The following is a 25,439-nucleotide window of genomic DNA, read 5'->3' as shown; positions in this document are numbered from 1 at the left end:
GGCGAGGGGCAAAGCCGCCACGGCGCCACGACCGGGTGGGCCTACCCTGGGGCCGTGTCCGCCCCCACGCCGCCGGAGCCCGCGCTCCCGCGCGACACCCTGCAGCCCCCGAAGCTCCTGCTCGGGCTGGTCGCCGCGGCGGCCGTCGCGCACGGCGGGCTCGCCGTCGTGAGCGGGGCGGTGTGGGCGCAGGTGCTCTCCGCCGTCCTCTGCGCGGCCGGGCTGGCTGCGGTCGCCCTGCTCGTCACCCGGCCCGTGCCGCACGTCGTGCTGGGCACCGCCGTGCTCGGCATGCTCGGGGTCGCGAGCTTCCTCGGCGTGCTGGGCGCGGCCCTGGCCACCGGCGGACAGCCGGTGTCCGGCTGGGTCGGCCCGTGGGGCATCGCCGCCGTGATCGCCGACTCCTCGGTGGTCCGGATCGCAGCGGCCGTGCTGCGCCGGTCCGACGCCGCGCAGAAGCGGCGCTAGCGCCGTCGGCCGGGAAGGCCCCGGCACCCCGTGCTATCTGATCGTCACATGCCGGTTACACGTCGTGCACACCGGCTGCTCATGCTCGGTCCATGGTCGGCCCTGCGGACGGTCCGTTGATCGAGTTCAGGGTGCTCGGCGGTGTGGAGGCGTGGCGCGCGGGGCGGCGGGTGGAGCTCGGCGGCCCGAAGCAGCGGGCCGCGCTCGCGTCCCTGCTGCTGCGGGCGGGGCGGGTCGTGTCGCTCGAGCAGCTGATCGACGACCTGTGGCCCGAGCATCCGCCGGCCCGTGCGGCGGCCACGGTGCAGGTCTTCGTGTCCCACCTCCGCCGCGCCCTGGAACCCGATCGTCCGCGCGGTGCTCCCGCGACGGTACTGGTGACGGCCGCGCCGGGGTACCGGCTCGCGGTGGAGCCGGAGGCGGTCGACGCGCACGCGTTCGCCCGGCTCGCCGACGAGGGCCACGCGGCCCTGGCCGGCGACGATCCGAACCGGGCCGCCGAGCTGCTCGCCCGGGCCGCGGAGCTGTGGCGCGGCCCTGCCCTCGCCGACCTGCCCGACGCGCCGTTCGTCCGCGCCGAGGCCGCCCGCCTCGACGAGCTGCGGCTCGGCGCCGCCGAGGACCGCGCCGACGCCGAGCTGGCGCTGGGCCGGCACGCCGCGGTCGTGCCCGAGCTGGAGCGGCGGGTGCGCACGCACCCGATGCGGGAGCGCTCCCGCGCCCAGCTGATGCTCGCCCTCTACCGCTGCGGGCGGCAGGCCCACGCCCTCGAGACCTACCGGCACGGCCGCCGCGTGCTGCGCGAGGAGCTGGGTCTGGACCCCGGCACCCGGCTGCGCGAGCTGGAGCAGGCGGTCCTGCGGCACGATCCGGACCTGAGCTGGGAGCCGCCTCGACCGGTCGTCCTCCCGGCTCCCGCGCCCGACCCGGCCGGTTCCCGCACGGACGCGCCGGGTCGCGTCCTCGTCGTCGACGACAGCGGGATCAACCGCACGGTGCTGGTCGCCGCGCTGACCGAGCTGGGGCACGAGGTGCACTCCGCCGAGAACGGCCGGCGCGCGCTGGAGCTGCTTCGGCTCGACGACGGGTTCGACGTCGTCCTGCTCGACCTGCTCATGCCGGTGCTGGACGGCTACAGCACCCTCGCCGCGATCAAGGCCGATCCCGCGCTCGACCACCTGCCGGTGATCATGGTCTCGGCGGTGTCCGAGCTGGCGAGCGTGGTGCGCTGCATCGAGCTGGGGGCCACGGACTACCTGCCAAAACCCTTCAGCGCCGCGATGCTCCGGGCGCGCATGCGGTCCTCGCTCGCGCTCAAACGGCGGCACGACGGGGAACGGGCCGAGATCGCGGCGCTGCGCACCGAGGTCGACCGCGCCCGCGCCCTGGCCGAGCGGCGGTGAGCCGTCGGGACGGGAGGCTGACGCTCACCCGGTTGCTGACCGTCGGGCTCGGGGTCGGCGGGGCGCTGCTCGCGACCGTGCTGCTGGTCAGCCTGCTCGCGGAGCAGAGCATGCAGGACGCAACGCAGGCCGAGGCCCGGCGCTCGGAGTCCCTGCGGCTGGCCTACGAGCTGCGCCAGACCTCCGACGACCTCACCCGGATGGCGCGCTCCTACGTGGCCACGGGCGAACCCCGCTACCTCGGCTGGTTCCGGGAGATCCTGGCCATCCGGGCCGGCACCGCGCCGCGACCGGCGGGCTACGACGGCATCTACTGGGACGTCGTCAGCGACACCGGCCGGCGGCCGACCCCCTTCGTCCCGCCGGCCCCGTTCGCGACGCTCGCGGCCCGGGCCGGGTTCAGTGACCGGGAGCAGGAGCTGCTGGCCACCGCCCAGGCCCGCTCCGACGCCCTGGCGCGGATCGAGGAGCAGGCGTTCGCGCTGGTGGCGGCGGGTACGCAGACCTCGGACGTCGACCGCGCCCGGGCGAGCGCGATGCTCTACGACGCGACCTACCTGCACGCCAAGGCCGGGATCATGGAGCCGATCGGGCAGGTGCTCACGCTCGTCGACACCCGGACGGCGCGGGAGACCGCGCAGGCCGCCCAGCGCGCCCGCGGCTGGTCCGCCGCGGCCGTCACGACCGCGGTCCTGCTGCTGGCGGGCATGGCGGTGCTCGTCGTGACGACCCGGCGCAGCGTGCTGCGGCCGGTCGCCGAGCTCGACGCCGCGACCGCCCGGATCGCGGCGGGCGACGCGGACGTCCGGGCCCGGGTGGCCGGCGTCGGCGAGGTCAGCGCGCTCGCCCGTCGCTTCAACGACATGGCCGGACGCGTCCGCGCCCGCACCGCCGAGCTGAGGCTGCTGCACCAGGTGGCGGCCACCGCACACCGCGCCACCGACCTGACGACCGCGACCCGCGAGGTGCTCGCGCTGGTCTGTACCCATACGGGCTGGCCCACGGGGCGTGCCTCGTTCGCCGACGGCACGCCCCTCGCGGCGCACGGCGACACGCCGGCCGGGCCCGTCCCGGGCGGGCGGGCACCGGTCCCCGGCGAACCCCGGTGGCTCACCGGGACCGACGGGGTCGCGGTCGTCCTGCCGGTGCGGGCCGGTGCCGAGGTGGTCGCGGTCGTGGAGTTCGCCGCGCCGGGCCCCGCCGAGCGCGACCCCGCCCTGCTCGCCCTGCTCTCCGACGTCGCCGCCCAGCTCGGGCAGGTCGTCGACCGGATCCGGACGGCCGACGCGCTGCGCGCCGCGGCCGCCGCCGCGGAGAGCGCCAACCGGGCGAAGAGCGCCTTCCTGGCGACCATGAGCCACGAGATCCGCACCCCCATGAACGCGGTGATCGGCATGTCCGGGCTGCTGCTGGACACCGACCTCGCGCCCGAGCAGCGGCGGTTCGCCGAGATCGTCCGGGACAGCGCGCACGCGCTGCTGCTGATGATCAACGACATCCTGGACTACTCCAAGATCGAGGCGGACCGGCTGGAGCTCGAGCGCAGGCCGTTCCACGTCGCCGAATGCGTCGAGGGGGCGCTGGAGCTGGTGGCGGCCGACGCCGCCGTCAAGGACCTCGAGCTGCTGTGCGTGGTCGAGCCCGGCACGCCGCCGGGGCTGGTCGGCGACGTGACCCGGGTGCGCCAGGTGCTGCTGAACCTGCTGAGCAACGCCGTGAAGTTCACCGAACGCGGCGAGGTCACGGTCACCGTGGCCGCCCGGCCGGTCGAGGACGGCGGCCACGAGTGGCAGTTCACCGTGCGGGACACCGGGATCGGCATCCCGCCCGACCGGTTGGGCTCCGTCTTCGACGCCTTCACCCAGGTCGACGCCTCGACGGCCCGCCGCTACGGCGGCACCGGCCTCGGCCTGGCCATCTGTCGACGGCTGGCCGAGCTGATGGGCGGGTCGGTCACCGCGGAGAGCACCCCGGGCGCGGGCACCTCGGTCTCGGTCACGGTGCGCGCCGAGGCGACCGAGGTCGTGCGCCGCGATCCCGTGCCCGACGCGGGCCGCGCGCTGTCCGGCCTGCGGGCCCTCGTCGTCGACGACCATCCCGGCAGCCTCCGGCTGCTGCGCCGGCGGCTCGGGGCGTGGGGCATGCAGGTCAAGGACACGACCTCCCCCGCCACGGCCCTGCACTGGCTCGACGAGGGGCAACGGTTCGACGTCGCCGTGCTCGACGAGCGCATGCCCGGGCTCGACGGTCCCGGCCTGGCCGCCGCGATCCACGCCCGGCCGGCCGGGGCCGGAATGCCCCTGGTGCTGCTGACGTCGCTCGGCCGGCTCCCCCGGATCGACCGCACCGGGCTCGCCGCCGTACTGCCCAAGCCGGTGCGGCCCGCGGCCCTGTTCCGGGCCCTCGCCGACGCCCCCGGGGACCCGGTCGCCACGGCAACCGGCGGCGCCATGCCGCGGATCCTGGTCGCCGAGGACCACCCGGTGAACCAGCGGCTGGTGTCCCTGCTGCTCACCCGGCTCGGCCACCGCGCCGACGTGGTCAGCAACGGCCTGGAGGCGGTGGCGGCGGTGCGGGACCGGCACTACGACGTCGTGCTGATGGACGTCCGGATGCCGGAGCTCGACGGCCTCGGCGCCACCCGCCGGATCCGCGCCGAGCCGGACGTGCGGCAACCGTGGATCGTCGCGGTGACCGCGGAGCCCGGCGGCCGGGACGCTTGCCTGGCCGCCGGGATGGACGACCACCTGACCAAGCCGCTGGTGGCCGTGGAGCTGGCCGAAGCGCTCGCCCGGGCGTGCCGGGACGCGCCCGTCGCGCCGAAGACGGCGGCACGGGACCCGGCGGCACCGGGTTCGGCGGCACCGGGTTCGGCGGCACCGGGTTCGGCGGCACCGGGTTCGGCGGCACTGGACCCGGCGGCGCTCGACCGGCTCCGCGAGCTGGTCGGCGGTGATCCCGGAGCGCTGTCGGGGCTGGTGGAGGACTTCCTCAGCGAGACCCCGACGCTGGTGAAGGCGCTGCGCACCGCGGTGGCTGTGCGCGATGCCGAGGGTGCACAGCGCGTCGCCCACACGCTCAAGGGCCTCGGCGACACGTTCGGTGCCACCGCGATGGCCCGGCTGTGCCGGCGGGCCGAGTCCCACGGACCGGCTCTCCCGGGCGCCGTCGTCGAGGAGATCGCCGGCGAGCACGCGCGCGTCGCGCAGGCCCTCCGCGTGCTCGCGGCAGGTTCGTGAGCGCGGCCGGCGTCGGACCCCGGTTCCTCGTCGCGACATGTGAGATCTCTCAGCATCAGACGCCCTGATCGTCAGCACGTCCGACGCTTCAGAGAGCGAACTTCTCCGCCGGACGACCCCGGTACCCCGCGAGACCGCCCGGCACGCCCCGGAAGAGCGCAGGCAGGGCCCCCGGACAGCGCCGCACCTCCGGTAGCCGCACCCCCCGTGGCCGCACTTGGCGATCGTTTAGCGGCGGGCTGTTCCCTGGTCCCGGGGTCGGCGCCGCCCCCACCCGCCGGCGCGAACCCCGTGTCGCCGCCGGAGACCACCACCGAACGTCACCGCGCACTCGGACGATGTCCGGAAAGGCAGCCCGCATGAGCATCGAGAACCGGGAGGTGAGCCCGTCGCCGGCGGCCACCGCCGACGTCGGGACCGCGGCGAAGGAGACGCTGGAGGACTACACGCTGCGCTTCGCCCCGCGCAGCTACCGGAAGTGGTCCACGGGCGTCGTCGGGGTGACGGCGCTGGGGGGCATCGCCTATCTCGCCGACTTCGCCATCGGCGCCAACATCGGCATCTCCTACGGCACCACCAACGCCCTGTGGGGCATCCTCGTCTTCGCCGTCGTCATCTTCGCGACGGGCTTCCCCCTGGCCTACTACGCCGCGCGGTACAACCTCGACCTCGACCTGATCACCCGCGGCTCCGGCTTCGGGTACTACGGCTCGGTCGTCACCAACGTCATCTTCGCAACGTTCACCTTCATCTTCTTCGCCCTCGAGGGCTCGATCATGGCCCAAGGCCTCGAGCTCGGGCTCGGGATCCCGCTGTGGCTCGGCTACGCGCTCTCGACGCTGATCATCTTCCCGCTCGTGGTCTACGGGATGTCGCTGCTGTCGAAGCTGCAGCTGTGGACCACGCCACTCTGGCTGGTGCTGATGGTCGCGCCGTTCGGCTACCTGCTCGTCAGCCACCCCGAGTCGGTGGGCTCCTTCTTCGCCTACCAGGGCGAGAACGGCCAGGGCACGCCCAGTCTGGGTGCGGTCATGCTGGCCGCCGGCGTGTGCCTGTCGCTGATCGCGCAGATCGCCGAGCAGATCGACTACCTGCGCTTCATGCCGCCGAAGACGCCGGAGAACGCCCGCCGCTGGTGGGCCTCGATGATCCTCGCCGGGCCGGGGTGGGTCTTCTTCGGGGCGATCAAGCAGGTCGTCGGGCTGTTCCTGGCGGTGTACCTGATCGCGAACGTGGCCGACGGCGCCGCCGTCGCCAACCAGCCGGTGCACCAGTTCCTGGAGATCTACCGCGACCTGCTGCCGCCGTGGCTGGCGATGACACTGGCCGTCGTGCTCGTCGTGATCTCGCAGATCAAGATCAACGTCACCAACGCGTACTCCGGCTCGCTGGCCTGGACGAACTCCTTCACCCGGGTCACCAGGCACTACCCGGGCCGGCTGGTGTTCCTCGGCGTGAACCTGGCGATCGCGCTGGTGCTGATGGAAGCGAACATGTTCGACTTCCTGAACTCGATCCTCGGCTTCTACGCCAACTGCGGCATGTCCTGGGTCGTCGTGGTGGCCGTCGACATCGCGATCAACAAGTACGTGCTGAAGCTGTCGCCGATCACGCCCGAGTTCCGGCGCGGCATGCTCTACGCCGTCAACCCGGTGGGCTTCGGCTCGATGATCGTGTCGGCCGGTGTGTCGATCCTGGTCTTCTTCGGGGTCTTCGGCGCGGCGGTCCAGCCCTTCTCCCCGCTCGTCGCGATCGGCCTGGCCGTGGTGCTGCCGCCGGTCCTGGCGATCGCGACGAAGGGCCGGTACTACCTGCGGCGCACCGACGACGGCCTCGCGTCGCCGCTGTTCGACGAGCACGGCAACCCGTCGGCGGAGGTCCTGCACTGCCACGTGTGCCGGCAGGACTTCGAGCGCCCGGACGTCACGAAGTGCGAGACGCACGACGCGGTGGTCTGCTCGCTGTGCCTGTCCACGGACAAGGTGGGCGACCACGTCCTGCCCGCTGGGAGCTGACCCGGACACCGGGCCCGCCCGGGTGTGCCCCAGGAGAGGGCGGTGCGCCCGGGCGGGCGCCGGGACGGGCGGCCGCGGGGGACGGCGAGTGCGGTGACCACACTAGGTTCAGGGCATGGCCCGCGTGATCAGGTTCCACGAGCTCGGCGGACCCGAGGTGCTGCGCATCGAGGACCTCCCGGTCCGCCCGCCCGGCCCCGGCGAGGTCCGGATCCGGGTCGACGCGGTCGGCCTGAACCGGGCCGAGGTCAACTTCCGCCGGGGCAGCTACCTCGAGGATCCGCGGCTGCCGGCGGGACTGGGCACCGAGGCGGCCGGTGAGATCCTGGAGGTCGGCCCGGAGGTGCCCGGCTGGGCCCCGGGCGACGCCGTCAGCGTGGTCCCGGCCTTCTCCCAGAACGACTACCCGGTCTACGCCGAGGAGGCCGTGGTGCCGGCCGCCGCCCTGGTGCGGCGGCCGGCCGGGATGGACGCGGTGACCGGCGCGGCCGTCTGGATGCCCTACGTCACGGTGTACGGGATGGTCGCCGAGATCCTGCGGGTGCGGCCCGGCGACCGGGTCGTGGTCACCGCGGCCGCGAACAGCATCGGCGTCGCGGCACTGCAGGTGCTGCGGTACCTCGGGGCGGTCCCGGTCGCGACGGTCCCGGCACCGGGCCCGGAGGCGGCACTGCGGGAGGCGGGGGCGGCCGAGGTCGTCGTCGCCGGGCCGTACGCGGGAGACGGCCGGGAGATCCCCGGCGGCGGCTCGCTGGCCGACGCCCTACAGACGGCCTTCGAGCGGGCCGACCCCGGCGATTCCCCGCGCCGGTCCGCGCCCGGTGCCGGGACCAGCACGGCCGGGAGCGATGCCGGCGACGGCCCCGGCGCGGACCTGGTGCTCGACGCCGTGGGCGGGCCGCAGGTCGAGCAGCTGGTCCGCGCCTGTGCACCCGGGGCGACCGTGATCGTGCACGGCGGGCTCTCGGGGCTGCCCACTCCCCTGCCCGGCGGCGGGTACGCGGCCGTGTGGCTGCGCCGCTACCGGGTCTTCGAGATCACCGGGGACCCGGCGGCGCTGCGCCGGGCCGAGCGGTTCGTGCGGGCCGGGCTCGCCGCCGGGGCGTTCGCGCCGGTGGTCGACCGGATCTTCGACTTCGACGACGTCGCCGCCGCCCACGCCTACCTCGACTCCCCCGACCGCGCCCCCGGCAAGCCCGTCCTGCGCGTCCGCTGAGTGTCGGTGGCGGGAGCCTGAGGAGTCGCATCCCGGAACCAGGATGCGCTTGTCGAGCCGTGAAGATGCGCATCATGGTTCCACAACGCGCTCTCCAGCCGACGGAGAGCGCAGTAGGGTTCCACAACGCGCTCGGGGGGCGTCAGGCCCAGGCGCGGGCCGAGCGGGCGGCCCAGTACTGCTCGGCGGGCTCGGCGAGGTCGAGCAGCTCGTCCTCCACCTCGGCGGGGATCTTCAGCCCGGTCGCGGCGGCGTTGCTCGCCACCTGGGCCGGGTCGACGGCGCCGGACAGCACGATCCCCGCCCACGGCTCGGCCAGCACCGCGGCGAACGCCAGCCGGTCCACACCGGTGCCCAGCTCGTCGGCCAGGTTCGCGACCCGGTCGTCCCGGGAGTTCGTCGCACCGCCCGGGGCCAGCCGCCCGTTCGCCAGGGCCTCCTTGACGATCACCCTCGCGCCGGCGTCGGCGGCCTCGGCCAGCGCCGGTCCCACGGACGGCTCGAGGATGTTCCAGGTGCTCTGGAACGAGGTGAACAACGGCTCGCCGTCGACCGTCACCTCCAGCGCCCGCCGGACGGCCTCCGCCTGCTGCGGGCCGGAGGTCGAGATCCCCACCCGGATCCCGTGCTCACGCAGGTCGGCCATCGCCCGGTGCAGGTCGGCGTCGTCGAGCGCGCCGGTGTCCAGGGTGGCCGAGTGCACGTGGTACACGGCCAGCCGGTCCCCGAGCAGCGCCAGCGACTCGGCGGACTGCTCCGCGAACGCCTCCACCGAGTGGTCCTTGACCTCGTGGACGACCGAGACGGAGCCCGCGGGGTCGACCACCGGCACCCCGTCGAGCCGCCAGTCCCCGACGTACCGGTAACCCCACTTGGACCCGACCTCGACGTCCGCCGCCTCGGGCCGCGCCGCGAGCCAGCCGGCCAGGAACTCCTCGGCCCGCCCGTAGGAGCGGGCGGCGTCGACGTAGCGGATCCCCGCGGCGTAGGCGGCGTCGAGCACCGCCCACGTGCGCTCGCGCAGCGCCTCGACGTCCCGCGCATCGCCGAGGTCGCGCGCGCGCCCGGCGGTGATGTACGCGGGCCTGCCGACCGCGGCCAGCCCGATCCCGATGCGGCGTACGGAGGTCACGTCCCCACGCTGCCACATCCCCGGCGGGACGGGAGGCTGCAACGGCACTGCAACCCTTGATCCCCGCGGTGTCGACGGCTTGGGTGAAGTGGCGCGCACCACAGGACGGAAGACCACATGCACGGAAGACGGACAGGGAGGTCCGCATGACCCAGACCCTCGAACCGGCCGCCGCCACCGGGGCCAGCGAACGGGTCGACACGTGGCTCGCCGACTTCGAGGCCGCCCTCGCGGCCCGGGACGCCGAGCGTGCGGCCGGCCTCTTCGCGACGACGTCGTTCTGGCGTGACCTGGTCGCGTTCACCTGGAACATCACGACCGTCGAGAACCGCGACGGTGTCGCGGACCTGCTGCGCTCCACCATGGGGTCCACCGACGCCCGCAACTTCCACACCACGGAGGAGCCGACCGAGGCCGACGGCGTCGTCGACGCCTGGATCGGCTTCGACACGGCCGTCGGCCGGGCCCGCGGGCACCTGCGGCTCACCGACGAGGGCGCGTGGACCCTGCTCACCACGCTCTACGAGTTGACGGGCCACGAGGAGCCGCAGGGCGAGCGACGCCCGATGGGCGCCGAGCACGGCGTCAACCGGGAGCGGGTCACCTGGGCCGAGGCCCGGCGGGCCGAGCAGGAGGAGATGGGCCGCACCCGCCAGCCCTACGTGGTGGTCGTCGGCGGCGGGCAGGGCGGTATCGCGCTCGGCGCACGGCTGAAGCAGCTCGGGGTGCCGCACGTCGTCGTCGACCGGCACCCGCGGCCCGGCGACCAGTGGCGCAGCCGCTACAAGTCGCTCTGCCTGCACGACCCGGTCTGGTACGACCACCTGCCCTACATCGACTTCCCGAAGAACTGGCCGGTCTTCGCGCCGAAGGACAAGATCGGCGACTGGCTCGAGTTCTACACCAGGGTCATGGAGATCAACTACTGGTCCTCCACGACCTGCACGCGGGCCTCCTACGACGAGTCCGCCGGGCGGTGGACGGTCGTGGTGGACCGGGACGGGGAGGAGATCACCCTCCACCCCGAGCAGCTCGTGCTCGCGACCGGCATGTCCGGCAAGCCGAACGTCCCGACGCTGCCCGGCCAGGACGTGTTCCGGGGCGAGCAGCACCACAGCTCGAAGCACCCGGGCCCCGACGCCTACCGGGACAAGAAGGTCGTGGTCGTCGGGTCGAACAACTCGGCGTTCGACATCTGCGGCGCGCTGTGGGAGGTCGGCGCGGACGTCACCATGGTGCAGCGCTCGTCGACGCACATCGTGAAGTCCGACTCCCTGATGGACCTCGGCCTCGGTGACCTCTACTCCGAGCGCGCGCTCGCGGCCGGGATGACCACGCAGAAGGCCGACATGACCTTCGCCTCCATCCCGTACCGGATCATGCACACCTTCCAGCAGCCGGTGTACGCGGCGATCAAGGAGCGCGACCAGGAGTTCTACGACCGGCTGGAGGCGGCGGGCTTCCGGCACGACTGGGGCGACGACGACTCCGGCCTGTTCATGAAGTACCTGCGTCGCGGCTCGGGCTACTACATCGACGTCGGCGCAGCGGACCTCGTCGCCGACGGCGACGTGAAACTCGTGCAGGGCCAGGTCGTCGAGCTGACCGAGCACACCGTGAAGCTCGACGACGGTACCGAGCTCGAGGCGGACCTCGTCGTCTACGCGACCGGGTACGGGTCGATGAACGGGTGGGCCGCGGACCTGATCAGCCAGGAGGTCGCGGACAAGGTCGGGAAGGTGTGGGGCCTGGGCTCCGACACGACCAAGGACCCGGGTCCGTGGGAGGGCGAGCAGCGCAACATGTGGAAGCCCACCCAGCAGGAGGGCCTCTGGTTCCACGGCGGCAACCTGCACCAGAGCCGCCACTACTCGCTCTACCTCGCCCTGCAGCTCAAGGCCCGGTACGAGGGGATCCCCACGCCGGTCTACCGGCTGCAGGAGGTGCACCACACCAGCTGAGCGCGACCGGGGTGCCCGGCGGCGGGGTAGGGGATCTCCGCCGCCGGGTACTCCGCGTCACATGCATGCCGAACTCCTCGTCGTCGGCGGCGGACCGGCCGCCCTCGCCGCCGCCACCAGCTATCGCGACCACGGCGGCGACGGCGCCGTGGTGGTCGTCTCGGACGACACCGCGCCCCCGTACTTCCGGCCCCCGCTGTCGAAGGACTACCTGCGCGGCGAGTCCGAGGCGGGCGACACGGAGCTCACGCCCGCCACCACCTACACCGACCGTGGAATCACCCTGTTGCTGCGCCAGATGGTGACCACGCTGTCGGCGCAGGAGCGGGCCGCGCAGCTCTCCGGTGGCGACCGGATCACCTTCAAGGCCTGCGTCCTGGCCACCGGCTCCGCCCCGAAACCCCTTCCGGTGCCCGGCGCCGACGCGCCCGCGGTCGCCATGCTGCGCACCCTCGACAGCGCGAAGGCCCTGCGTTCGGCGGCCCTGACCGCCCGCTCCGCCGTGGTGGTCGGGTCGGGGTTCATCGGCTGCGAGGCCGCCGCCTCCCTGGCCCGGCGGGGGCTGGAGGTCACGGTGGTGAGCACCGAGGAGCTGCCGCAGGAGAAGCGGCTGGGCCCCGACGCCGGCCGCCGCATCGCCGGCTGGCTGGCCGAGGACGGCGTCACGCTGGTCGGCGGCGCGCAGGTCGAGGCGATCGAGCCGCTCGGGGACCCCGAGGAGCGCCCGCGCCGGGTCCGGGTGTCGGAGCGCGACCCGCTGGAGGCCGACCTCGTGCTGGTCGCCGGCGGCATCGACCCGCACGTCACGCTCGCCCGGGCGGCCGGCCTGGCGGTGGAGCAGGGCCGGGTGGCCGTCGACGAGCACATGCGCGCCTCCCTGCCCGGCCTGTACGCCGCGGGCGACGTCGCCTACGCACGCAACGCCACCGCGGGCCGACACCTCGTGGTGGAGCACTGGGGCGAGGCCGAGGCGATGGGCACGGTCGCGGGCGGCGTGGCCGCCGGGGCCGACCTGCGCTGGGACGCCGTACCCGGGTTCTGGACCGAGATCGGCGGCCGCACCCTCAAGTACGCCGCCTGGGGCGACGGCTACGACCGGGCCCGCCTCGTCGACCACGGGAGCGGCGCCTTCACCGTCTGGTACGCCGACGACCGGGGACGCGCGGTCGGCGTCGCCACCCACGAGGCCGACGAGGACTACGAGCGCGGCAGCGAGCTCGTCGCCGCTGCGGAGCCGGTACCGGACGTGGCTGCGCTCACACCGGAGTAGGCGTAGGGCCCTCCGGGTACGCCTCACCTGATCATGGCCGGAGCGCGATACTCCGGTACCGGGCTCCGGGAGGTGCGTGTGTCGCTGCTGGTGTCCGCCTCGTCGGTGGGGCCGCCGTTCGCGGGGCCACCGTCCGCGGGGCCGCTCTCCGCCGGGTTGCCGTCCTCGGGGCTGCCGTCCTCGGGGTTGCCGTCCTCGGGGTTGCCGTCCTCGGGGCTGCCGTCCTCGGGGCTGCCGGAGGTGGCGTCCGGGCCGACCGGTGCCGGGGGTCGGGGCGCGGAGCAGCATCCCGCGGACCGCCTCGCGACCATGCTCCGCCGCGGCGAGCTGGAGCTCCCGTTGCCCGGCCACGGTGCGACCGGTCTCCGCTGGGCGCGGCTGGCCGCCTGGGGCCGGGAGAGCCTCCCGCTCGCCCGGCTCGCCGAGGGCCACACCGACGCCGTCGCCGTCCTGCGCGAGGCCGGCGTCGAGCCGGTCCCCGGTGCGCGTTACGGCGTGTGGGCGGCCCGCTCCGGCGGCACCGGCGCCGAGCTGACCGGGTCGGCCGGGGCCTGGGTCCTGCGGGGACGGGTCCGGTTCTGCTCCGGTGCGCCGGACCTGGAACGCGCGCTGGTGGTCGCCGCCGCACCGGGCGGGAGCCGGATCGTCGACCTCGACCTGTCCCGCGCCGGGATCCGGCGGCACGCCGACTCCTGGCGTGCGGCCGGGATGCGGGCCAGCGACACCCTCGACGTCGACCTCGACGACCTCCCCGTGGCCGACGTGATCGGTGTGCCGGGCTTCTACACCGGGCGGCCGGGCTTCTGGTGGGGCGGGGCCGGGGTCGCCGCCGTCTGGCTGGGCGGGGCCGCGGGGATCGTCGACGCCCTGCGGGACCGGTTGCGGGAGCAGGCCGACCCCCATCAGCTGGCCCTGTTCGGTGAGCTGCACGCCGGGCTCGAGGCCGTCGACGCGCTGCTCGGCCGGACCGCCGACGCGATCGACGCCGACCCCGCGTCGGCCCACCGCACCGCGGCCTGGACCGCCCGCGCCGCGGCCGAACGGCTGTGCCGGACCGTGCTCGACGTGGCCCCGCGGGTCGCCGGCGTCGCGGCGCTGGCGGGTGGCCTCGCCGACGAGCTCGCCGATCTGGGGATGTACGTCCGCCAGCACCACGGCGAGCGCGATCTCGCGGCCCTGGGGGAGGCGGTACTGGGGGAGGCGGTACCGGGGGAGGCGGTGCCGGCAGAGCCGGTACCGGGGGAGGCGGTGCCGGGACGTGCCGTGGCCGGGGAGGAGCGGTGACGGCGACGGTGTCGGGCTGGGCCGAGGCCCTCGCCCACCACGCACCGCCCGCCATGGACGCGACCGTCGGGCGGCTGGTCGCGGTGGCCGCGCACCCCGACGACGAGACCCTCGCCGCGGCCGGCTTCCTCCGCGCGGTGCACGCCACGGGCGGCACCGTGGAACTCGTCGTAGCGACGGACGGCGAGGCCGCCTTCCCCGACGCCCCGGCCGCCGACCGCGCCGCGCTCGGCCGGACCCGGCGGGCCGAGCTCCACGCCGCCCTCGAGGCGCTGGGCCTGCCGGAGACCCGGGTGTCCTGGCTCGGCCTGCCCGACTCGGGCCTGGCCGACCACGAGGAGGAGCTGACGAGCGCGCTCGCGCCGCTGCTGCGTCCCGCCGACACCTGCCTCGCGCCCTGGAGCGGCGACCCGCACCCCGATCACGCCGCGGCCGGCCGCGCCGCCGAGCGAGCGGCCCCGGTGGGCGCGCACCGCTTCGCCTACCCGATCTGGATGTGGCCCTGGTTGCGGCCGGACGACCCGACGATCCCGTGGCAGGCGGCCCGTGAGCACCGGCTGGACGAGCCGGCGCGCCGGGCCAAGGCCGTGGCGATCGAGCGGTTCGCCTCGCAGCTCGCCCCCGCACCCGACGGCGGCGCGCCGATCCTGCCGCCGGACGTCCTGGCCCACTTCGCCACGGGCCGGGAGCTGTTCTTCCGGGTCCCGCGCCCGGACAGCGCCCCCGCCGAGCGCTTCGCCGATCTCTACGCGGACGGCGCGGACCCCTGGGGGACCCGGACCAGTTGGTACGAGGAGCGCAAGCGCTCCGTCGTCGCGGCCTGCCTGCCGCACCGGCACTACGCACATGCCGCCGAGCCGGGCTGCGGACTCGGCGGCCTGACCCGGGTCCTGGCGGGGCGCTGCGGCGCGGTGACGGCCTCGGACTACACGCCGGCCGCCGTCGCGGCGACGCGGGAGGCCACCGGCGGGTTCCCCGGGGTGAGCGTGCTGGAGGCCGCCCTGCCGGACCCGCGGACGGTACCGGCGGGCGTCGACCTCGTGGTGCTCAGCGAGGTCCTCTACTACCTCTCCCCCACCGACGTCGGCGCCGTGGCCGACCGCGTCGCGCACGCCCTGGTGGCGGGCGGTGACGTGCTGCTCGCCCACTGGCGCGGCTGGCCGGCGGAAGCCCCGCAGGACGCGGCGGCCACGCACGGCCGGCTCCTCGACGACCCACGTTTCGACCTGCTCGTCGAGCACGTCGACGAGGAGTTCCTGCTGCACGTCCTGCGCCGCTCGTGAGCGGGCAGCACGGGCGGACCCGGCCGGTCGCGGCCGGCGGAGCGGCGCGGGGCGCCGCGCCCCGCCGGGCCGGCGAGGCGACGGCCGCCGTCGAGGCCGTCGCGGTCGTGATCCCCGCCCGGGACGAGGCCGAGCGGATCGGTACCTGCCTGCGGTCGGTCCGCGTCGCGCTCGCCGGGTGCGGGCTGCCCGGCGCGGTGTGCGTGGTGGCGGACCGGTGCACGGACGGCACCGAGGCCGTCGCGGCACGCCGTGCCGAGGTCATCGGGAACGGTGCCGCGCGCACGATCGGGGAACTCCGCACCCTCGGGGCCCGGCACCTGCTGGCCCGCCTGCCCGACCGGGCCTGGCTGCTCAGCACGGACGCGGACACCGTCGTCCCGCCGACCTGGGTCACCGACCACCTGCGGCACGCGCGCCGTGGGGCCGACGCGGTGGCCGGGCTGGTGGACCTCGACGACCCGGAGGTGCTGCCGGGGGACGTCCTGTGCCGCTACACCGACCTCGTCGGCGCCGGCACGGGGGTCGGCCGGCACAGGCACGCCTACGCGGCCAACCTGGGCGTGCGGGCCGAGGCGTTCCTGCAGGTCGGCGGCTTCCCGGCCGTCCCGTCCGGGGAGGAGCACGCGCTGCTGGCCCGGCTGCGGGCGGCGGGCCGGCGGGTCGTGTCCCCCACCGACGTCCGGGCCCGCACGAGCGCGCGGACCGAGGGCCGGGCGGTCGGTGGGCTGGCCGACCTGCTGCGCGGGCTGGGCGCCTGAGGGCCGGGGACCGCCATCTCAGGGCCGCTCGAGCTCCTCCAGGGCACCGACCAGCTGCAGCTGGGTGTCCACGCCGGTCACCTGCATCGGCCTGAGCACCACGCGGCTGCCACCGCTGACCACGGCGACCGTCGACCCGACCGCTTCGGCCGCGCGCTGGGTCCGGACCAACGCGGCGAGGCCGCGCGAGGCGAGGAAGCGGACGCCGGTCAGGTCGACGATCACGTGCTTCGCCGTGCGGACCAGGTCGATCGCGGCGTTCTGGAAGGCGGCGGCCTCCGCGGCGTCGATCTCGCCGCGCACCGCGAGCACCCGGGTCCGCTCGCCCACCCGGCACAGGTACAACTCCACCCCGCTGCCGGGTTCGTCGAGCCGCACCCAGTCCCCGGCCTCGGCGCACCAGGCGGCGACCTCGGGCAGGTCCGGCGGCAGATCCGGCGCGGGGCCGGTACCCGCACACTCGGCACTGTCGGGAGCGGGGCTCACGGGATTCGTCCTCTCGGCATAGGAGCAGGCTTCTCGACTCCGGACCAGTGTGAGGACGACCGTACCCTCCTGCGCCCGCCGAGGCGCGACGGCCGCCCGACCGAGCCGTGCCGAGCGGGTGTCGAGGTTGGCCGCCGCGTCGGTGGGAACCCGGCGGCATGACGACGCCCGACCCCGACCCGGTCCCCACCTTCCACCGGGACCGTGTCGACCGGATGGACCACCAGGACCCGCGCGACCGCGAGGACGAGACGCCCGCGGGCTCCGAGGACGAGCCCGCGGAGGAACGCTCCCAGGAGGGCGGCCCGGACTCGGGCACGAGCGGGGAGTGGCGGGAGGGCGCCTCCGGCTAGCCGGCCCCCCGAGTCGCATGCTCATCGCAGGCAGCGGATCGCACGCGGCGTCCGGACCACGGTCCCTGCGTCGCGCCCGAGCCGGGGCCGGTGTGTCACTGTGCTCCATTCGGCGGGTGGCCGGCCCCGGACGTGCTGTGATGGTCGGCGGACGTCGACACCGATGTGGGCGGGAGTGCGGATGCTGCGGGCGGCGGAGTGGTTGATCGAGGCCGAGCGGGTGCTCGGCCAGGTGCTGGAGGGGGTGGCGCCCGACCAGTGGCGCACCCTCGTCCCGCCGCTGCCGACCGGACCGGACCCGACGCGGCCGACCGCCCTCGACGCCCTCGTCCGGCACCACGTCCGGGCGAACGCCGCCCTGCCCGACCTCCTCGACGGCCGCGCGCCGGAACCGGCCGAGCAGGCCCCGGCCGACCTCGACCATCGGCAGGACCTGCCCGCCCTGTCCCGCGAGGTCTCGGCGAAGGCCTGCGCCGCGGCCGCGGCCGTCGCCGACCCGGCCGCGCCCACCGGGGCCGACGGCCTCCCCGCCGAGGAACTGTTGTGGCGGCGTGCGGTCGGCACCGCGCTCATGGCGCACGAGGTGTCGGTGCACCGAGGCTCGGTCAACCCGCTGACCGAGGACCTGGCCCGGGGGCTGTGGGAGCACACGGAGCCGGAGGCGGCGCGCTGGCGCGCGCTCGGGTGGTTCGGCGAGCCCCTCACCCCGGTCCCCGCCGACGTGTCCTGGCGTGACCGGTTCCTCATGGCCGCCGGGCGCGACCCGCACCCGCTCTGGGACCGCTGAGGGCCCCCGCTCCCGCCGGCGTCGGCGTCAGCGGTGCTCGCGCCACGCCCGCTCGAACGGCAGCCGCCACGCGTTGGGCGCGATGAGCTGGTGGATCGCGTTCGGCCCCCACGACCCGACGGGGTAGGTCTTGGCCGGCGGCGGGTCCTCCAGCAGCGGCGCGGACCGCTCCCACAGCGACTCGATGCCCTCGGCCGTGGTGAACAGGGTGTGGTCGCCCCGCATGGCGTCGAGGATCAGGCGCTCGTAGGCCTCCAGCACGTCGCCGGCCGACTCGGTCTCCTGGGTGGAGAACTGCATCGACAGCTTCTCGAGCCGGAAGCCGGGGCCGGGACGCTTGCCGTAGAACGACAGCGACACCTTGGAGGAGTCCGCGAGGTCGAAGGTCAGGTGGTCCGGTCCCTGGGTGCCCACGCCGGAGCCCGCCGGGAACATCGTCCGCGGCGCCTCCTTGAACGCGATCGAGATGATCCGCTGGCCCTCGGCCATCTTCTTCCCCGTGCGCAGGTAGAACGGCACGCCGGCCCAGCGCCAGTTGTCCAGCCCGACCTTCAGCGCGATGAAGGTCTCGGTGTCGGAGTCCCGGGCGACGCCCTCCTCCCCGCGGTAGCCGCCGTACTGGCCGCGCACCACGTCCCACGGGTGCACCGGCAGCAGCGAGCGGAAGACCTTGTTCTTCTCCTCGCTGATCGCCCGCGGCTCCAGCGCGGTGGGCGGCTCCATCGCCACGAACGCCATGACCTGCATCAGGTGCGTGACGACCATGTCCTTGTAGGCACCGGTGGACTCGTAGAAGTTGGCGCGCTGGTCCAGCCCGAGCGTCTCGGGGATGTCGATCTGGACGTGGTCGATGAAGTTGCGGTTCCAGATCGGCTCGAACAGGCCGTTGGCGAAGCGGAACGCGAGGATGTTCTGCGCCGCCTCCTTGCCCAGGAAGTGGTCGATCCGGAAGATCTGCGACTCGTCGAAGACCGTGTGCACGTAGTCGTTGAGCTCGATCGCGCTGGCCAGGTCGTGCCCGAACGGCTTCTCCATCACCACCCGGGCGCGGTCGGCGAGGTCGGCGTCCCGCAGCATCGCGATCACCGCCTGCGCGGCCTTGGGCGGCACGGACAGGTAGTGCAGCCGCTGCACGTCCTCGCCGAGCCTGGCCTCGGCCTCCTTCACCGCGGCGGTCAGCCCCTCCGGCCCCGCCCCCTGCGGCACGTAGGTCAGCTTGTCGGCGAACCCGGCCCACGCCTCGTCGTTCAGCTTGTGGGTGCCGAAGTTCTGCACGGCGTGGCGGGCGAGCTCGCGGAACTCGTCCGTGGACAGGTCGTCCATCGCCGTGCCCACCACGCGGACCTCCGGCGCGAGCGACGACTCGCACAGGTACGCCAGGCCCGGCAGCAGCTTGCGCTTGGCCAGGTCGCCGGTCGCCCCGAACAGCACGATGACGTGCGGCGTGAGCGGCTCCTGGTCGCGGCGGAAGGGGCGCGAGCCAGGGCCGGGGTAGGCGATCGTCTGGGGTCGGGACTCGGGCACGCGGGGCTCCTCGAGGGACGGACCGGTGGGCACGCGACGTCGGGTGCGACCCTAGCCCTTCGCGCGTCCGCCGTCCCGTCGGCGTGATCAACCGGGTGCACCGCGCGGCGCGGCCGGGCACGCGGCACGATGCGGGGCATGAGCACGGACGCGGGCAGGGGCACGGGACGCGAGCACGATCTGGTCGTCTTCGGCGCCACGGGGTTCGTCGGGGCCCTGCTGGCCGGCTACCTCGCGCGTGCCGCGCCGGAGAACGTGCGCATCGCGCTCGCCGGGCGGTCGCGCGGGAGGTTGGAGACCGTGCGGGCCGCGCTGCCCGAACGGGCCCGGGACTGGCCGCTCGTCACCGCGGACTCGACCGACCCCGCCTCGCTGGCGGCGCTCGCGGCCGCCTCCCGGGTCGTCGCGACGACGGTGGGGCCCTACGCGAGGTACGGCCTGCCGCTGGTCGAGGCGTGCGCCCGGGCCGGCACGCACTACGCGGACCTCACGGGCGAGGTGCTGTTCGTCCGCGAGGCGATCGACCGGTACGACGCCGTGGCCCGCGAGTCGGGCGCGCGCATCGTGCACTCGTGCGGGTACGACTCCGTCCCGTCCGATCTCGGCACCCTGCTGCTGCACCGGGCCGCGGGCACCGACCTCGCCCGGGTCCGGGCCGTCGCGACGGCGCGGGGCGGGTTGAGCGGCGGCACCCTCGCCTCGCTGCTCGGGCACGTCGAGAGCGTCGCGGGTGACCCCGCCGCGCGCCGGATCGCCCTGCGGCCGCACTCGCTCAGCCCCGATCCCGCCGCCGAGCCCGCCCCGGACCAGCCGCGCGACGCCGGCCCGCCACGCCGCGAGCCCGACGGCTCGTGGACCGCCCCGTTCGTCATGGCGCCCTACAACACCCGGATCGTGCGGCGGAGCAACGCCCTGCAGGACTGGGGCTACGGCCGCGGGCTGCGCTACGAGGAGCGGATGGCGGCGGGGCGCGGAGCGGCCGGCGCGGCGGCCGCCGTGGCGATCACCGCGGCGACGGCGGCCATGGTCGCCGGGGCGACGTTCCCGCCCACCCGTGCGCTGCTCGAGCGGGTGCTGCCGAAGCCCGGCACCGGGCCGAGCGAGCAGGCCCGGGCGAAGGGCTTCTTCCGGCACGTCCTGACCGGCACCACGACCGACGGCCGGACGGTGACCGCCACGGTCGCGGGCTCCGGCGACCCGGGATACTCCGCCACGGCGGTGATGCTGGGCGAGAGCGCGCTGTGCCTGGCCCTCGACGACCTCCCCGACCGCAGCGGTTCCCTGACCCCCGCCACCGCGATGGGCCACACCCTGATCGAGCGCCTCCGCGAGGCGGGCCACACCTACGAGGCCTCGGCGCCGTAGGCCCGCGCTCGGCGGGGTGCGTGGCCGCATCTCCCGACTCGCGCCGCCACAACTCCCGACTCGCGCCGCCACGACTCCCGACTCGCGCTGCCACGACTCCCGACTCGCGGGTGCCCGCTCCCGCACCCCTCCCGCTCGCCGCGCGTCAACCGCGCGAGCGCCACGCCTCGGCGAGCAGCTCGTGGCTGCGCACCCGGTCGGCGTGCTCGGTGGTGATGGTGGTGACCAGCAGCTCGTCCGCCCCGGTCACCCGGGCGAGCGTCGCGAGCTCGTCGCACACCGTCTCCGGCGTGCCCACGAACTGGGTGTCGACGCGGTCGGCGACCCCGGCCCGCTCCTCCGGCGTCCACTCGCGGGCGCGCGCCTGCGCCGGCGTCGGGTACGGCCGGGCGCCGTGTCCGGCACGGATGTCGAGCACCCACTGGCCGTAGGGCTCGGCGAGCTCGCGGGCCCGTTCGTCCGTCTCCGCCACGACGACGTCGGCGGACACGATCACGTACGGCGCGGCCGCGCGGCCGGGCCGGAAGGCCTCGCGGTAGGCGGCCGCGGCGTCGAGCACCAGGTGCGGGACCAGGTGGTAGCTCACCGCGAACGGCAGGCCGTGCTCCCCCGCCACCCGCGCGCTCTCCCCCGGTGTCGAGCCCAGGACGACCACCTCGACCTCGGCGCCCTCGGCCGGCGTGACGTGCAACGGTTCGCCGCGCGGGCCGCGGGCGGTGCCGGCGAAGTACGCCAGGATCTCGCCGACCTGCCGCCCGTAGTCGGGCGGCTCCTGGTCCGGGTCGAAGCCGAGCAGCTCGGCGAGGCAGCCGTACAGACCCAGGTCCGACGGCACCGTGCCCGGCTTCGGCAGGAGCAACCCGTCGACCACCCGGGTCTCGGGCGCCCGCCCGCCCCTCCGGCCGGTCGGTCCGTTCCGGATCAGCCGCAGGATGCGGTGCAGGTCGAAGCGCCCGAGCCCGACGTCGACACGTCCGGGGTGGACCGCGGCCACCGTCCCGAACTGCTCGGCGACCTGCACCGGCCGGGTGTGCGGCAGCTGGACCGCGCCGGAGCCCACCCGGATGCGCCCGGTCGCCGCCGCGATCAGCGCGACCAGGACCGGGGTCGACGACGACGCGACCCCGGTGGCGAGGTGGTGCTCGGCCACCCAGTAGCGGTGGTACCCCGCCCGCTCCGCGGCCTGCGCGAGGTCGATCGAGTTCCGGAGCGCGTCGCCGGCGGTCCCGTCCGCCGGGACGGGTGAGAGGTCCAGCACGGACAGCGGGAGGCTCACCCCCGAACCCCCTCGGCGGCCCCGCCGCCCGGCAGGACCTCGCCGAGCACCGCCGCCCAGCCCTCCGGGGCCTCCACCGGCGAGAAGTGCCCGACACCGTCGAGCGGGCGCAGGTCCACCCGCTCGAACCACTCGTCGAGCCGGTCGGACCAGGCCCGCGGGAACAGCGGATCGTGCTCGGGCCACAGCACCGTGGTCGGCCCGGCGATCCGGGCCGCCGGGGGCTGCTCGGCGAGCGAGCGCGCGATCATCCCGGATCCGCTGCGGTACCACCCGATCGACGCCACGAACGCGCCCGGCAGGGCGTAGTGCTCGGTCAGCCGGGAGAGCCGCTCCTCCTCGACGGTGAAGCCGGGGCCCGACCAGTGGTCCCAGAAGTGCCGTAGGTGGGCGCGGACGGCATCGGGCCGGCCGTCGATCAGCTGCTCGGCCAGCTCGAGGCGGTGGAAGTGCTGGTACCAGAACTCCCGCGCGGCCTCCGGCGCCAGCACCCGGTCGCCGGCGCCGGGCAGGGGCGGCGCGACGACCAGGGCGGCGACCCGGTCCGGGTGCTCGGCCGCGAGCGTCTGCGCGACCCGGCTGCCGACGTCGTAGCCCGCGAGCACGGCCCGCCCGATCCCCAGCTCGTCGAGCAGCGCGAGCACGCTGCGCGCCTGGCCGCCCGCGGCGAGGTCGCCGCCCGCGTGCTTGTCCGACTCGCCGAAACCGCGCAGGTCGGGCCGGACCACGTCCGCGGTGCCGGTCTCGGCGAGCAGGCCGGCCACCGCCGCCCAGTCGCTGCGGTCGCCCGGCCAGCCGTGCAGGAGCAGGACCGGGTGACCCGATCCGGCCCGCTCGTAGGCGAGGGCGTAGCCGTCGACGTCGGGGCTGGTTCGTGTCGTCCCTGCCACCTGCCGGACCCTACGACGTCGTGTCCCGGCCTGCTCGCGGTTAGTGTCGGTGGGGTGGTCCCGGGGGTACTGACGCAGCGGCGGTGGATCGACCGCTGCCTCGTCACGACCACCGGCTGTCGCGCCCGCTGACCGCGCGCCCCCGTCCTCGACCCACCCTCCAGGGAGAGCTGTCGGATGACCCCCCTGCACCTCGCCGTCGCCCTCGAGGGCACCGGCTGGCACCCCGCCTCGTGGCGCGAGCCCGAGGCCCGCCCCACCGCCCTGTTCGACGCCGGCTACTGGGCCGACCAGGTGCGCGAGGCCGAGCGCGGCCTGCTCGACCTGGTCACGATCGAGGACGGCTTCGGGATCCAGTCCTCGCGCCCGTTCGAACCCGACGAGCGCACCGACCAGGTCCGCGGCCGGCTCGACGCGCTGCTCGTCGCGGCGAGGGTCGCGCCGCTGACCTCGCACATCGGGATCGTCCCGACCGGGGTCACCACGCACACCGAGCCCTTCCACTTCTCCAAGGGCATCGCGACGCTGGACTACGTGAGCACCGGCCGGGCCGGGATCCGGGTCCGCGTCTCCACGCGCCCGGACGAGGCCGCCCTCGTCGGGCGCCGCGAGGTCTCCCGCGAGGACGCGCCGGACCTGTTCGACGACGCCGCGGACTGGGTCGAGGTCGTGCGCCGGCTGTGGGACAGCTGGGAGGACGACGCCGAGATCCGGGACGCCGCGACCGGCCGGTTCGTCGACCGGGAGAAGCTGCACTACATCGACTTCGAGGGCCGGTTCTTCTCCGTGCGCGGCCCGTCGATCACCCCGCGGCCCCCGCAGGGCCAGCCGCTGGTCGCCGCGCTGGCGCACCGCGACCACGCCTACCGCCTCGTCGGTCGCTCCTGCGATCTGGGCTTCGTCACGCCGCAGGAGACCGCCGACGTCGCCCCGGTCCTGGACGAGATCCGCCGCGAGCAGGAGGCCGCGGGCCGGGCGGAGGAACCGCTGCACGTGCTCGGCGACGTCGTGGTGTTCCTCGACGAGTCCGCCGAGGCCGCGCGGGACCGCAAGGGTCGCATGGACTCCCGGTTGGGCCGCGAGCTGATCAGCGACGCGCGGATCGTCGTCGGCACCCCCGCCGAGCTGGCCGACCTGCTGCTGGAGTGGCAGGAGGCCGGGCTGGCCGGCGCCCGGCTGCGCCCCGGCTCGGTCGACCACGACCTCGGGCAGATCACCCGCGGGCTCGTGCCCGAACTGCAGCGCCGCGGCGCCTTCCGCACGGCCTACGAGGCGGACACCCTGCGCGGGCTGTTCGGCCTCGACCGGCCCGCCGATCGCTACGCCGCCTGACCACCCGGGAGGACATCGCATGCCGCGCAAGCAGATCCACCTCGCCGCGCACTTCCCCGGCGTCAACAACACGACGGTGTGGAGCGACCCGGAGGCCGGCAGCCACGTCGAGTTCGACTCGTTCGTCCACTTCGCCCGGACGGCCGAGCGGGCGAAGTTCGACTTCCTGTTCCTCGCCGAGGGCCTGCGCCTGCGCGAGCAGGGTGGGCAGATCTACGACCTCGACGTCGTCGGCCGGCCGGACACCTTCACGGTGCTGGCCGCGCTCGCCGCCGTCACCGACCGGCTGGGGCTGGCCGGGACGATCAACTCGACCTTCAACGAGCCCTACGAGGTCGCCCGGCAGTTCGCCTCCCTGGACCACCTCTCCGCGGGCCGCGCCGGGTGGAACGTCGTGACCTCCTGGGACGAGTTCACCGGGGAGAACTTCCGCCGCGGCGGCTTCCTGCCCCAGGACAAGCGGTACCTGCGCGCCAAGGAGTTCCTCGCCGCCACCTGGGAGCTGTTCGACTCCTGGCGGGGCGACGAGATCGTGGCGGACAAGGAGTCCGGCGAGTTCTGGCGGCCCGGCGGCGACTTCGCGATCCGCTCGGACCAGTTCGACATCCACGGGCGGTTCCCGGTGCCGCGCAGCCCGCAGGGCCGCCCGGTGGTCCTGCAGGCCGGAGACTCCGAGGAGGGCCGCGAGTTCGCCGCCTCCGGGGCGGACGCGATCTTCACCCGGCACGGCACCCTCGAGGCCGGCCGGGCCTTCTACGCCGACGTCAAGGGCCGGCTGGCGAAGTACGGCCGCTCCCCCGACGACCTGAAGATCATGCCGTCGGCCACCTTCGTGCTGGGCGACACCGAGGCCGAGGCGCAGGAGAAGGCCCGGCACGTCCGGTACCAGCAGGTGAGCCCCGCGACCGCGATCAAGTTCCTCGAGCAGCTGTGGAACCGGGACCTGTCCGACCACGACCCGGACGGCCCGTTGCCCACGGTGGACCCCGTCGTCGGGGAGAACACGATCTCCCGCGGCCGGGCCAGCGTGCGGATGTACCGGGACCCGATCGCGACCGCGAACGAGTGGCGCGAGCTCGCCGAGGCCAAGCAGCTCAGCACCCGCGAGGTGATCATCGAGGTGACCGGGCGGCAGAACTTCATCGGCACCCCGGGCCGGATCGCCGAGCTGCTCGACGAGTTCGTGCAGGCCGACGCGTCGGACGGGTTCGTGCTCGTCCCGCACATCACGCCCGGCGGGCTCGACGAGTTCGCCGACACCGTGGTGCCGCTGCTGCAGGAGCGCGGGGTCTTCCGGACCGAGTACGAGGGCGCCACGCTGCGCGAGCACCTGGGCCTGAAGCCGGCGCCGACCACGGCGGCCGGCGACCTCGGGACGGCCGTGTCCGGCTGAG

At 75.1% G+C, this 25,439-nt stretch carries 20 protein-coding genes; 15 read left to right on the top strand and 5 right to left on the bottom strand.

Annotation, left to right across the window (positions count from 1 at the left end):
* The first annotated feature begins 54 nt into the window (after positions 1-54).
* The 5 genes from ACL02T_RS02375 (at position 55) to ACL02T_RS02355 (ending at position 8,341) form a co-directional block, all read left to right on the top strand.
* Entirely contained in the window at positions 55-468 is a 414-nt protein-coding gene (locus ACL02T_RS02375) for a hypothetical protein (RefSeq protein ID WP_412828949.1), read from the top strand.
* A gap of 92 nt (positions 469-560) precedes the next feature.
* The gene (locus tag ACL02T_RS02370; RefSeq protein WP_412828948.1) at positions 561-1,871 is read left to right on the top strand and encodes a BTAD domain-containing putative transcriptional regulator; all 1,311 of its coding nucleotides are present in this window, start codon (positions 561-563) and stop codon (positions 1,869-1,871) included.
* Positions 1,868-5,110 (top strand): response regulator, encoded by a 3,243-nt coding sequence (locus tag ACL02T_RS02365; RefSeq protein WP_412828947.1) that lies wholly within the window; start codon positions 1,868-1,870, stop codon positions 5,108-5,110. The genes ACL02T_RS02370 and ACL02T_RS02365 overlap by 4 nt, the downstream gene beginning before the upstream one ends.
* Positions 5,111-5,469: 359 nt before the next feature.
* On the top strand, positions 5,470-7,125 hold the full coding sequence (locus ACL02T_RS02360; RefSeq protein ID WP_412828946.1) for a purine-cytosine permease family protein: 1,656 nt from the start codon (positions 5,470-5,472) through the stop codon (positions 7,123-7,125).
* Positions 7,126-7,240: 115 nt separating this feature from the next.
* Positions 7,241-8,341 (top strand): zinc-dependent alcohol dehydrogenase family protein, encoded by a 1,101-nt coding sequence (locus ACL02T_RS02355; RefSeq protein WP_412828945.1) that lies wholly within the window; start codon positions 7,241-7,243, stop codon positions 8,339-8,341.
* Positions 8,342-8,483: 142 nt separating this feature from the next.
* On the opposite strand, the gene ACL02T_RS02350 is transcribed toward ACL02T_RS02355, so the two are convergent.
* Positions 8,484-9,491 (bottom strand): aldo/keto reductase, encoded by a 1,008-nt coding sequence (locus ACL02T_RS02350; protein ID WP_412828944.1) that lies wholly within the window; start codon positions 9,489-9,491, stop codon positions 8,484-8,486.
* A gap of 128 nt (positions 9,492-9,619) precedes the next feature.
* Here ACL02T_RS02350 and ACL02T_RS02345 point away from each other — a divergent pair, with 128 nt between their 5' ends.
* The 5 genes from ACL02T_RS02345 to ACL02T_RS02325 all read left to right on the top strand — a co-directional run bounded on the left by ACL02T_RS02345 (position 9,620) and on the right by ACL02T_RS02325 (position 16,032).
* Positions 9,620-11,434 carry an NAD(P)-binding domain-containing protein gene (locus ACL02T_RS02345; RefSeq protein ID WP_412828943.1) on the top strand — a complete coding sequence of 605 codons (1,815 nt, stop codon included), beginning with the start codon at positions 9,620-9,622 and terminating at the stop codon, positions 11,432-11,434.
* Positions 11,435-11,495: 61 nt separating this feature from the next.
* Positions 11,496-12,704 carry an NAD(P)/FAD-dependent oxidoreductase gene (locus tag ACL02T_RS02340; RefSeq protein WP_412828942.1) on the top strand — a complete coding sequence of 403 codons (1,209 nt, stop codon included), beginning with the start codon at positions 11,496-11,498 and terminating at the stop codon, positions 12,702-12,704.
* Positions 12,705-12,737: 33 nt separating this feature from the next.
* Entirely contained in the window at positions 12,738-13,988 is a 1,251-nt protein-coding gene (locus tag ACL02T_RS02335) for an acyl-CoA dehydrogenase family protein (RefSeq protein WP_412828941.1), read from the top strand.
* Complete coding sequence (locus ACL02T_RS02330) at positions 13,985-15,271, top strand: bifunctional PIG-L family deacetylase/class I SAM-dependent methyltransferase (RefSeq protein ID WP_412828940.1); 1,287 nt, start codon at positions 13,985-13,987, stop codon at positions 15,269-15,271. The genes ACL02T_RS02335 and ACL02T_RS02330 overlap by 4 nt, the downstream gene beginning before the upstream one ends.
* On the top strand, positions 15,268-16,032 hold the full coding sequence (locus ACL02T_RS02325) for a glycosyltransferase family 2 protein (protein WP_412828939.1): 765 nt from the start codon (positions 15,268-15,270) through the stop codon (positions 16,030-16,032). Before ACL02T_RS02330 ends, ACL02T_RS02325 begins: the two co-directional genes overlap by 4 nt.
* Positions 16,033-16,050: 18 nt before the next feature.
* Here the strand turns inward: ACL02T_RS02325 and ACL02T_RS02320 are convergent, their stop codons facing one another.
* On the bottom strand, positions 16,051-16,518 hold the full coding sequence (locus tag ACL02T_RS02320) for an STAS domain-containing protein (RefSeq protein ID WP_412828938.1): 468 nt from the start codon (positions 16,516-16,518) through the stop codon (positions 16,051-16,053).
* A 158-nt stretch (positions 16,519-16,676) separates the two neighbouring features.
* On the opposite strand from ACL02T_RS02320, the gene ACL02T_RS02315 reads away from it, so the two are divergent.
* Both ACL02T_RS02315 and ACL02T_RS02310 read left to right on the top strand, forming a co-directional pair.
* A complete protein-coding gene (locus ACL02T_RS02315; protein WP_412828937.1) occupies positions 16,677-16,871 on the top strand; it encodes a hypothetical protein in 195 nt (64 codons plus the stop codon).
* A gap of 181 nt (positions 16,872-17,052) precedes the next feature.
* Positions 17,053-17,658, top strand: coding sequence for a hypothetical protein (locus ACL02T_RS02310; RefSeq protein WP_412828936.1), 606 nt, complete (start codon positions 17,053-17,055; stop codon positions 17,656-17,658).
* 27 nt (positions 17,659-17,685) lie between these two features.
* On the opposite strand, the gene zwf is transcribed toward ACL02T_RS02310, so the two are convergent.
* A complete protein-coding gene (gene zwf, locus ACL02T_RS02305) occupies positions 17,686-19,182 on the bottom strand; it encodes a glucose-6-phosphate dehydrogenase (protein ID WP_412828935.1) in 1,497 nt (498 codons plus the stop codon).
* Between the two features lie 138 nt (positions 19,183-19,320).
* On the opposite strand from zwf, the gene ACL02T_RS02300 reads away from it, so the two are divergent.
* Positions 19,321-20,547 carry a saccharopine dehydrogenase family protein gene (locus ACL02T_RS02300; RefSeq protein ID WP_412828934.1) on the top strand — a complete coding sequence of 409 codons (1,227 nt, stop codon included), beginning with the start codon at positions 19,321-19,323 and terminating at the stop codon, positions 20,545-20,547.
* Positions 20,548-20,692: 145 nt separating this feature from the next.
* On the opposite strand, the gene ACL02T_RS02295 is transcribed toward ACL02T_RS02300, so the two are convergent.
* Positions 20,693-21,823, bottom strand: coding sequence for an LLM class flavin-dependent oxidoreductase (locus ACL02T_RS02295; RefSeq protein WP_412828933.1), 1,131 nt, complete (start codon positions 21,821-21,823; stop codon positions 20,693-20,695).
* Entirely contained in the window at positions 21,820-22,713 is an 894-nt protein-coding gene (locus tag ACL02T_RS02290; RefSeq protein ID WP_412828932.1) for an alpha/beta fold hydrolase, read from the bottom strand. Before ACL02T_RS02290 ends, ACL02T_RS02295 begins: the two co-directional genes overlap by 4 nt.
* Before the next feature lie 177 nt (positions 22,714-22,890).
* Here ACL02T_RS02290 and ACL02T_RS02285 point away from each other — a divergent pair, with 177 nt between their 5' ends.
* Both ACL02T_RS02285 and ACL02T_RS02280 read left to right on the top strand, forming a co-directional pair.
* Positions 22,891-24,045, top strand: coding sequence for an LLM class flavin-dependent oxidoreductase (locus ACL02T_RS02285; protein ID WP_412828931.1), 1,155 nt, complete (start codon positions 22,891-22,893; stop codon positions 24,043-24,045).
* A gap of 19 nt (positions 24,046-24,064) precedes the next feature.
* Positions 24,065-25,438 (top strand): NtaA/DmoA family FMN-dependent monooxygenase, encoded by a 1,374-nt coding sequence (locus ACL02T_RS02280; protein WP_412828930.1) that lies wholly within the window; start codon positions 24,065-24,067, stop codon positions 25,436-25,438.
* The last annotated feature ends 1 nt before the right edge of the window (position 25,439 follow it).

The sequence above is a fragment of the Pseudonocardia oceanicola genome, from assembly GCF_047200735.1.
Classification (GTDB): Bacteria; Actinomycetota; Actinomycetes; order Mycobacteriales; family Pseudonocardiaceae; genus Pseudonocardia.
The sequence above is the reverse complement of the archived record's forward strand: the minus strand, read 5'-3'. Positions and strand labels throughout refer to the sequence as shown.

Coding starts and splice junctions, on each gene's coding strand:
- ACL02T_RS02370 (WP_412828948.1), top strand. CDS start 561: ATGGTCGGCCCTGCGGACGGTCCGTTGATCGAGTTCAGGGTGCTCGGC.
- ACL02T_RS02360 (WP_412828946.1), top strand. CDS start 5,470: ATGAGCATCGAGAACCGGGAGGTGAGCCCGTCGCCGGCGGCCACCGCC.
- ACL02T_RS02355 (WP_412828945.1), top strand. CDS start 7,241: ATGGCCCGCGTGATCAGGTTCCACGAGCTCGGCGGACCCGAGGTGCTG.
- ACL02T_RS02350 (WP_412828944.1), bottom strand. CDS start 9,491: ATGTGGCAGCGTGGGGACGTGACCTCCGTACGCCGCATCGGGATCGGG.
- ACL02T_RS02345 (WP_412828943.1), top strand. CDS start 9,620: ATGACCCAGACCCTCGAACCGGCCGCCGCCACCGGGGCCAGCGAACGG.
- ACL02T_RS02340 (WP_412828942.1), top strand. CDS start 11,496: ATGCATGCCGAACTCCTCGTCGTCGGCGGCGGACCGGCCGCCCTCGCC.
- ACL02T_RS02335 (WP_412828941.1), top strand. CDS start 12,738: ATGGCCGGAGCGCGATACTCCGGTACCGGGCTCCGGGAGGTGCGTGTG.
- ACL02T_RS02315 (WP_412828937.1), top strand. CDS start 16,677: ATGACGACGCCCGACCCCGACCCGGTCCCCACCTTCCACCGGGACCGT.
- ACL02T_RS02310 (WP_412828936.1), top strand. CDS start 17,053: ATGCTGCGGGCGGCGGAGTGGTTGATCGAGGCCGAGCGGGTGCTCGGC.
- ACL02T_RS02300 (WP_412828934.1), top strand. CDS start 19,321: ATGAGCACGGACGCGGGCAGGGGCACGGGACGCGAGCACGATCTGGTC.
- ACL02T_RS02285 (WP_412828931.1), top strand. CDS start 22,891: ATGACCCCCCTGCACCTCGCCGTCGCCCTCGAGGGCACCGGCTGGCAC.
- ACL02T_RS02280 (WP_412828930.1), top strand. CDS start 24,065: ATGCCGCGCAAGCAGATCCACCTCGCCGCGCACTTCCCCGGCGTCAAC.